Raw genomic sequence first — 9,128 nt, 5'->3', positions numbered from 1 at the left:
GACGGCGTGCGCCAGGAGCCCACCGTGGCCGGGCGCGCGCTGACCTGGTCCGGCCTCGACTTCGAGGCGGGGCAGCAGCGCACCGTCAAGCTGCTGCTGGTGGTCGGCACCGGCGTCAACCAGGGCGACTACGTCAACCAGGCGTGGGCGCTGAACCAGCCGACCGGCACCCAGATCTCCAACGTCGGCAGCGCCACCGTGCGCGTGGTGCCCGACCCGCTGTTCGATTGCCCGGACGTGATCGGCAAGGTGTTCGACGACCGCAACGGCAACGGCTACCAGGACGACGGCGAGCCGGGCCTGCCCGCGGTGCGCATGGCCACGCCGCGCGGACTGCTGGTGACCACCGACGCGCAGGGGCGCTTCCACGTGCCGTGCCCGGACATCCCGCGCAGCGACATCGGCAGCAACTTCGTGATGAAGCTGGACGAACGCACGCTGCCGTCGGGCTACCGGCTCACCACCGAGAACCCGCGTGACGTGCGGCTCACCCGCGGCAAGCTGGTGAAGCTGAACTTCGGCGCCACGGTGCACCGCGTGGTGCGGGTGGAGCTGGACGACGCCGCCTTCGTGCCCGGCGACACCGCGCTGGCCCCGGCCTGGCAGGCCGGCTGGCAGGCGCTGCCGTCGCAACTGCAACCCCATCCCTCGGTCCTGCGGCTGGCCTACCGCCGCGATGGCGCCACGCCCGAACTGGCGCGCCAGCGCCTGGACGCGCTGCGCCGCGACATCGCCGCACGCTGGCGCGCCCTGGGCGACGCCTACCCGTTGCAGATCGAGGAAGAACTCCTGGAGGTGGCGCCATGAACCTGCCCCGCGCCATGAACACACCCACCCGCATCGCCTGCCTGATCGGCATGTTGTTCGGCAGCGCGCCCGCCTGGGCGCAGCCTTTCCAACCCGAGCCGGTGTGCGGCGCCGACGAGCGCCCGTGCCTGCGCGGCAACACCCTGCATAACGCCCTGGTGGTCGAGCGCAACGGCGACAATCCGCCCAACAGCGAGCGCGACGAGCCGGTGGCCGGCGTGCCGGCCAGCACCGTGCGTCGCATGCTGGGCCAGGCCGCGCCCGCCACGCCGCCGGTACTGGCGCGCGAGTTGCGCCCCGAAACCCGGCAGGACGACGCCCGTTCCCGCTTCGACTCGGGCATGACCGGGTTGTCGGCCGAGGACCGCGCGCAGCTCGACCAACTGGCCGCCACGCTGCGCGACCAGCGCAACCTGCGCTTCCAGCTGATCGGCCACGCCGACGCCCAGCGCCTGTCGCCCCGGGCCCGTGCCCGCTATCGCGACAACCAGGGCTTGTCCGAAGCGCGCGCGCTGGTGGTGGCCGAGTACCTGCGCCAGCAACTGGCGCTGCCGGTGGAGCGTTTCAGCGTCGAGGGCCGCGCCGAGCGCGAACCCATCGCCAGCAACGCCACCGCCGACGGCATGGCGCAGAACCGCCGGGTGGAGATCCGCGTGTGGTACGACGTGGCGCCGGCCGTGCCCGCGCCGACGCCGGCGCCGCCGGCCGACCCCACCGCCTGCGCCGCCGTGGGCCATAGCGACGCGCCGTTCCGCGTCACCATCGACGGCGTACCGCAGCAGGCCGGCGAACCGGTGAACGAAGCCGACGCCCGTCGCTGCGTCGACGTCGCGCTGGCCGCCGCCGACCTCCAGATCAAGTACGACGATCTGGCCGCCACCCCGTCGCTCAACGGCTGGACCGATCGCCAGCGCATCCCCGCCGGCGAAGCCGTGCGCTTCTTCAGCTACAGCAACTACGTGCGCTACCTGGAACGCGCCGAGATCCGCATCCATCCGCGCCGGCAAGGCACCCGGGGCGAGCCGTTGTGGACGTTGCCGATCCCCGTCGGCGGCGAGGTCGCGTGGACCCCGCCGGCCGACGCGCCGGGAGAATTGCTGTACGTGTTGCGGGTATACGATGCGCGCGGCCGCTACGACGAGACCGTCGCCAAGCCATTGCTGCTGGCCGGTCTGCCGATGGCGGTCGCGGCCGACGCCGACGACCCGGCACGCGAAGCGCTGACCGGCTGGGGCGAGAACGCCCGCCAGCTGGCCGGCATCCCGGTCAACGGCGGCACCGTCACCGTCAGCGGCAGCGGCGTCGCCGCCGGCCAGACCGTCGAAGTGCTGGGCGCGCCGGTGCCGGTGGACCGCAACGGCCGCTTCGCGGTGCGGCAGATCGTGCCGTCCGGCCCGCAGTCGGTCGAGGTCGCCGTGCTCGACCCCGACGGCCAGGGCACCCACTACCGCCGCAACCTCACCATCCCCGACCGCGACTGGTTCCTGGTGGCCATGGGCGACCTCACCCTCGGCCAGCAACGCGTCAGTGGCCCCGCGCTGCTGGCGGTCGAGGACAACCGGCGCGAGGACGACGGCTCGCACTACCTCGACGGCCGCGGCGCCTTCTACCTCAAGGGGCGGCTGGGCGACGACTACCGCGTCACCGCCTCGATGGACACCGGCGAACAACCGCTGGACGACATGTTCAGCAACTTCGCCAGCAAGGACCCGCGCTACCTGCTGCGCCGGCTCGACCCCGACCGCTTCTACCCGGTGTACGGCGACGACAGCAGCATCGTCGACGACGCCCCCACCCAGGGCAAGTTCTACGTCAAGGTCGAACGCGGCGATTCCAGCCTGATGTGGGGCGACTTCCGCACCGCCTGGAGCGGCACCGAACTCACCCAGTACAGCCGCGGCCTGTACGGCGCCAACCTGCAATGGTACGGCGACGAGCAGGCGCCCACCGGCGGGCGCACCAGCGCCCTGAACGCCTTCGCCGCCGAGCCGGGCACCATGAACTCGCGCGAAGCGTTCCAGGGCACCGGCGGCTCGCTGTACTACCTGCGCCACCTCGACATCACCAACGGCTCCGAGCGGGTGTGGCTGGAAGTGCGCGACCGCGATTCCGGGCTGGTGCTGGAACGGCGGCAACTGGTGGCCGGGCAGGACTACGACGTCAACTACCTGCAGGGCCGCCTCACCCTGGCGCGCCCGCTGGCCTCGCACAGCGACAGCGGCAGCCTGGTGCGCACCGGTTCCCAGTCCGGCAACCCGGCCTGGCTGGTGGTCAGCTACGAATACACCCCCGGGCTCGATGCCCTGGACGGCAGCACCTACGGCCTGCGCGGCAGCCAGTGGCTGGGCGAGCACCTGCGCCTGGGCGTCACCGGCTACCGCCAGGGCGACCCCGGCGCCGAACAGAAGGTGCACGGCGCCGACCTGCTGCTGCGGCACAGCGACGGCACCTACCTGCAAGCCGAAGTGGCCCGCTCCAGCGGCGCCGGCAGCGGCACCCTGACCTCGATCGACGGCGGCTTCAGCTTCGGCGCCCTGCGCGGCGACGGCCGCGACGCCGGCGCCCGGCGGATCGAAGCCGCCGTCGCCCTGGCCGACGTGATCGACGGCGGCCAGGGCCGCCTCGGCGCCTACCACCAGCACCGCGACCAGGGCTTCTCCGGCCCCGGCATGGACACCCTGGACGGCCAGGCTGTCACCGAGCAGGGCGTCAGCGCCAGCCTGCCGCTGGGGGAAGCCACCACCGTCGAGGTCAAGGCCGACCAGCGCCGCGCCGACACCCAGGACTACCGCGCCGCCGAAGTGGACGTGCACCAGCAGCTGAGCCCCGAATGGGCGGTCTCGGCCGGCGCCAAACACGACCGGCGCGACGTCACCGCCGCCAACGCCAGCGCCACCCTGTCGGCCCCGGGCCAGCGCACCGACGCCATCGTCCGCGCCGACTACACCCCCACGGTGGCAGGCCCCGACGGCGAGGCGGTGCCGGCCGACTGGGCCGTCTACGGCTACGGCCAGGGCACCGTCGAGCGCGACGACAGCCGCCAGGCCAACAACCGCGTCGGCGTCGGCGCCAGCTACCAGCTGACCGAACGCCTGCGCGCCGACGGCGAAGTGTCCGACGGCAACGGCGGCGTCGGCGGCAAGCTCGGCCTGGACTACCGCATCGCCGACCGCAGCAACGCCTACCTGCAATTCGTGCAGGAGACCGAGCGCCCCGACCTGGGCTATCGCGGCCGCAGCAACAGCCTGGTCACCGGCGGGCGCTACCAGGCGTCCGAGCAGGTGAACGTCTACGCCGAGAACCGCGCCTCGCGCAACAGCGGCCAGGACAGCATCACCCAGGCCTTCGGCCTGGAACTGGCGCCCAACGACCGCTGGACCTTCGGCGGCCAGCTCGAAGTGGGCACCGTCAGCGACGAGTTGGCGGGCGACCTCAAGCGCCACGCCGTCAGCGGCAGCGTCGCCTACAAGAAGGACCGCGAGAAGTTCGCCAGCACCCTGGAATACCGCACCGAACGCGGCGACCAGTCGGGCAAGCGCCAGACCTGGCTGACCCAGAACAGCTACGGCAACCAGCTCAGCGACGCCTGGCGACTGATGGCCAAGGTCAACGCCTCGTACAGCGAAGCCAGCCAGGGCGCCTACCTGGACGGCAACTACGTCGAGACCGAACTGGCCGGCGCCTACCGCCCGGTGGACAACGACCGCTGGAACACCCTGCTGCGCTACCAGTTCCTGTACAGCCTGCCGTCGCCGGGCCAGGTGACCGACAGCGGGGGCATGGCCGACTACGCCCAGCGCAGCCACGTGGTGAGCGTGGACACGATCTACGACCTGTGGCCGTGGTTGTCGGTGGGGGCCAAGTACGCGATGCGGCTGGGCGAGTTGAAGGCCACCCGGGGCGACGGCGAATGGTTCAGCAGCAGCGCCAACCTGGTGGTGGCGCGGACCGACTGGCACCTGGTGCGGCAGTGGGATGCGCTGGTGGAATGGCGCCGGCTGGCGGCGCGCGAGGCGGGGGATGCGGAGCAGGGGGCGCTGGTGGCGGTGTACCGGCACCTGGGGAACAACGTGAAGGCGGGGGTGGGCTACAACTTCACGCGGTTCTCGGACGACCTGACCGATCTGTCGTATCGCAGCCGGGGCTGGTTCATCAACGTGCTGGCGGTGTATTGAGCGGCCGACAAAACCTTCCTGGCTGCGTCGCGCGGGGGCGCCGGGCTGGACTTGCCGTACTTACACGTACTGTGTGCGAGCGAAGGAAGTCCGATTTACCGCTTTTCAGGACGTTTCGCGCTTCTTGCCAGGACCGCTTCGCTGGATTTTGCCGGCCGCCCCGAGCGGCCGGCAAACGCTCCGCCGCGATGTGGTTTTCCCGGGTTGCCGTTCTGGATGTTTGTAAAGAAGTGTCAGCAATCTTGTAGCCCGCGGCTGGATCACCCGAATATCCGGCTGCGGCCCTCCAGGGAGGGCCATACGAAAGGATGAGGGCTCCGATTCCAGGTGGCGACTCGATATACTGCGGGCGCCGCCTCGTATCGCGCGCTCCGGCGGGCCACGCCCCTCCCACCGCCATACCTGCCGTTCTCCGTTTGCCGTCACCGCGCGCGCCCCAGGGGCCGTGCGTCGTCGCGACAGATCACATGACAAGGAATTGCAAGCCATGCGAATTGCCGTGCTCGATGACGATCCCATGCACCTCGATCTCATCGCCAGCCTGGTCGCCAGCCTGGGTCACGATTGCGTGCGTTTTTCGCGCGGCCAGCAATTGATGCACCAATTGCGCCGCGAAAGCTTCGACCTGCTGCTGCTCGACTGGGAATTGCCCGACATCAGCGGCCTGGAGCTGCTGCAATGGCTGCGGCGCGACCGCCAGCAGGCGCTGCCGGTGATCCTGCTCACCTGTCGCAACCAGGAGCGCGACGTGGTCACCGCGCTGAACCACGGCGCCGACGATTTCATGTCCAAGCCGATCCGCCTGGCGGAGCTGAAGGCGCGGGTGCAGGCCACGCTGCGGCGCAACTACCCGGAACAGGTCAAGCGCGTGCTGTCCTGCGGCGACTACGTGCTCGATCTGGACGCGCGCAGCGTGCATTACCAGGGTCAGGCGGTGGAACTGACCCAGAAGGAATTCGACCTGGCGCATTGCCTGTTCGCCAACGCCGGCCGCCTGCTGTCGCGCGGCTACCTGATCGAAACGGTGTGGGGCGTGCCGACCGACCTGCCCAGCCGCACCCTGGACACCCATGTCTCGTCGCTGCGCAACAAGTTGCAGTTGCGGCCCGAACGCGGCTTCCGCCTCAGCGCCACCTACGGCCAGGGCTACCGGCTGGAGCCGCTGGCGCGCAACGCGGAGGAGACGCCATGAACCGCGCGCTGGCGCTGGTCTGGCTGCTGGGCGCGTCGGCCATCGCCCACGGCGCCGGCAAGGATTATGTGGACTACCGGGTGCGGCCCGGCGACAACCTCTACCTGCTGGCCGAACGTTACTTGCAGCATCCGGCGCAATGGCAGCGCCTGGCCGAACTGAACCGCGTCGCCGATCCGTTGCGGCTGCCGCCGGGCATGACGCTGCGCCTGCCGGCGGCGTTGCTGCGCGGCACGCCGCAGCGGGCGACGGTGCTGTACGCGCGCGCGCCGGCCGATGCCATCGGCGCCGACGGCCGCCGCCGCCCGCTGGCCAGCGGCGACACCCTGCGCGAAGGCGAGTGGATCGAGGCCGGCGCCAGCGGCTTCGCCGCGCTGCGGCTGGCGGACGGCTCGGACATCGAGGTCCACCCCGGCGCACGCATGCGGCTGGAGCGGCTGCGCGAGGTGAAGGAACTGGGCCGCAGCCAGAAGACCATGACGCTGAGCAAGGGCCGGGTCGACGTGAAGGCGGCGCCGCAGCCGCCCGACTCGCGCTTCGACGTGCGCACCCGCCTGGCGGTGACGGGGGTGCGCGGTACGCACTTCGGGGTGCAGGTGCGCGAGCGCGACGGCGCGGCGCTGACCGACGTCAGTGAAGGCGTGGTCGAGGTCGACGCCACGCGCGGCGGCGCGCGCCGGGTGGCGGCGGGCGAGGGCGCGGTGGTCGCCGGCGGCGCCGACGCCCCGGCGGTGCGCCCCCTGTTGCCGGCGCCGGCGCTCGACGGCGCCGCCGAGCGCTACGACGCGCTGCCGGTGGTGCTGGCGCTGACGCCGCAGCCGGGCGAGCACGGCTACCGGGCGCAACTGGCCGACGATGACGGCTTCGCCCGCATCCGCCAGCAGTGGACCGTCGCCGCGCCGCGGTTGCGGCTGGAAGGGCTGCCCGACGGCATCCATTACCTGCGGCTGCGCGCGCTGGACGCCGACGACCTGCCCGGCGTCGCGCTGGAATACCGTTTCCGCCTCAAGACCACGCCGGTGGCGCCGCTGCCGCAGGCGCCGGTGCAGGACGCGGTGCTGCCGACCGGCCGCATCGCCGTGCAATGCAGCGGCATCCCCGACGCCGCGGGCTTTTTGCTGCAATACGGCCCCGACGCCGGCTTCACCGCCGCCGCCACCCGCAGCGAACGCGCGCGCGACTGCCGCTTCGAGCTGGCGCAGGATCGGCCGGCCGTCCTCTACTGGCGCGTCGCCACGCTGGAAGGCATGGGCGACGACGCCGAGCGCGGCCCGTTCAGCGACGCCAGCCGCCTGCGCGTGGTGCCCGCGCCGCAGGCGCCGGTGCTGACGCTGGAATCCGGCGAACGGATCCAGGCGCACTGGGGCGCGGTGCCCGACACCCGCTTCCGGGTGCAACTGGCGCGCGATCTGGCGTTCGCCGAGCTGGTGGCGGACACCACCGTCGACGAGCCCCGGGTGAGCTTCGACGTCGGCGCGCGTTGCCGGCCGTATTTCATCCGCCTCCAGGCCATCGACCAGTACGGCCTGCAATCGGCGTTCTCGCCGCCACGCCGCGTCGATCCCGACCGCGCGGTGTGCGATACGCGCGGCGAGCCGGTGATGCAGCAGGACGGACGCTCGGTGCGCCGGGGCAGCGCCGGCTAGGGCCTGTCCACCCACTTTTCGCTGCAGCGCCGGGCCGGCAGACGGTCAGCCACCAGGCGTGCGACGCAGGTAATAACGAGTTATTTCCAAGGAGCACAACACAGTGGATGACCGTCTGCCGGCCCGGCCCTTCGGGTTCGGGGCATTGCCGGCGCGCTGCGGCGTTGTCGGCCGCTCACGGTATTCATACCGCAGCACGGCCGGCGCCTTCCCCCGCACCGACACGGCCCCGAACGCTGTCGCGAAAAGTGGATGAACAGGCCCTGGTGAGCACGCGCGGCCGGCCCCGACCTCCCACCCGCTGGCAGGCACTGCCCTGGATCGCGCTGATGCTGCTGGTCGCCGCCCTCGGCGCCCTCAACGGCCTGGGCCGGATCGAGGCCGCCGTGCAGGACGGCCTGGCCGCGCTGCACACCCGCCAGCCCGACCCGCGCATCGTCATCGTCGCCATCGACGACCACAGCCTGCAAACCCTGGGCCGCTGGCCCTGGCGCCGCGACGTCCACGTCGCCCTGCTGCAACGGTTGCACGCCGCCCGCCCGGCCGCCATCGGCCTCGACCTGATCCTGGCCGACCCCGACGACGACCACCCCCAGGACGACCTGCGCCTGACCGCCGCCATCCGCCGCGCCGGCAACGTGGTGCTGCCGATGTACGTCGAAGGCGGCGAGCACCAGCCGTTGCAGCCGGTGCTGCCCTGGCCGCCGTTCGCCCAGGCCGCCGCCGCCGTCGGCCACATCGACGCCGAACTCGACCCCGACGGCGTGGTGCGCAGCGTGTTCCTGCGCGAAGGCCAGCCGCCGCAATGGTGGGATCACTTCGCCCTCGCCGTGTACCAGGCCGCCGGCCAGCGCCTGCCGGCGAACGGCCTGCCCGGCGCGCGCCGCCCCGACACCGCCTGTTGCAGCGACGGCGGCAGCTGGGCGCGCGACTACTGGCAGCAACTGACCTTCATCGGCCCCGCCGACAGCTACCCGCGCTACGCCTACCTCGACGTCCTGCAAGGCCGGGTGCCGGACAGCGCCCTGGCCGGGCGCATCGTGCTGGTCGGCGCCACCGCGCCCGGCCTGGGCGACTCCTACGCCACCCCGCTGGCCAGCCAGAACGCGCTGATGCCCGGCGTCGAAGTGATCGCCACCGTGCTCGACGGCCTGCTCAACCAGCGCGACCTGCGCCCGGCCACCGCGTGGGGGAACGCCCTGTTCGCCCTGCTGCCGCTGTGGCTGGCGCTGCCCGGCCTGCGCCGCGGCTGGCCGGCCCCGGCGCTGCTGGGCGGGCTGGCCGCCGCCGTGCTGCTGGGCGCCTGGG

General features: G+C 72.2%; 5 protein-coding genes. All 5 read left to right on the top strand.

Going from position 1 to position 9,128, the window contains the following annotated elements; genetic code table 11:
* A partial coding sequence (locus C556_RS21180; RefSeq protein WP_040431640.1) for a hypothetical protein occupies positions 1-807 on the top strand: 807 nt, incomplete at its 5' end.
* Positions 804-4,982 carry an OmpA family protein gene (locus C556_RS0118540; protein ID WP_018749742.1) on the top strand — a complete coding sequence of 1,393 codons (4,179 nt, stop codon included), beginning with the start codon at positions 804-806 and terminating at the stop codon, positions 4,980-4,982. The genes C556_RS21180 and C556_RS0118540, both read left to right, overlap by 4 nt.
* A gap of 487 nt (positions 4,983-5,469) precedes the next feature.
* Positions 5,470-6,174 (top strand): response regulator transcription factor, encoded by a 705-nt coding sequence (locus C556_RS0118535; RefSeq protein ID WP_018749741.1) that lies wholly within the window; start codon positions 5,470-5,472, stop codon positions 6,172-6,174.
* The gene (locus tag C556_RS0118530; protein ID WP_018749740.1) at positions 6,171-7,820 is read left to right on the top strand and encodes a FecR domain-containing protein; all 1,650 of its coding nucleotides are present in this window, start codon (positions 6,171-6,173) and stop codon (positions 7,818-7,820) included. The genes C556_RS0118535 and C556_RS0118530 overlap by 4 nt, the downstream gene beginning before the upstream one ends.
* A gap of 248 nt (positions 7,821-8,068) precedes the next feature.
* A partial coding sequence (locus C556_RS23500) for a CHASE2 domain-containing protein (RefSeq protein ID WP_169338641.1) occupies positions 8,069-9,128 on the top strand: 1,060 nt, incomplete at its 3' end.

Source organism: Chitiniphilus shinanonensis DSM 23277, from assembly GCF_000374805.1.
In the GTDB taxonomy this organism is placed as follows: domain Bacteria; phylum Pseudomonadota; class Gammaproteobacteria; order Burkholderiales; family Chitinibacteraceae; genus Chitiniphilus; species Chitiniphilus shinanonensis.
Note: the sequence above shows the minus strand (reverse complement) of the source record. Positions and strands in the feature narration are given on the sequence as shown.

Excerpts from the sequence above, each read along its gene's own strand:
- C556_RS0118540 (WP_018749742.1), top strand. The coding sequence starts at position 804 with ATGAACCTGCCCCGCGCCATGAACACACCCACCCGCATCGCCTGCCTG.
- C556_RS0118535 (WP_018749741.1), top strand. The coding sequence starts at position 5,470 with ATGCGAATTGCCGTGCTCGATGACGATCCCATGCACCTCGATCTCATC.
- C556_RS0118530 (WP_018749740.1), top strand. The coding sequence starts at position 6,171 with ATGAACCGCGCGCTGGCGCTGGTCTGGCTGCTGGGCGCGTCGGCCATC.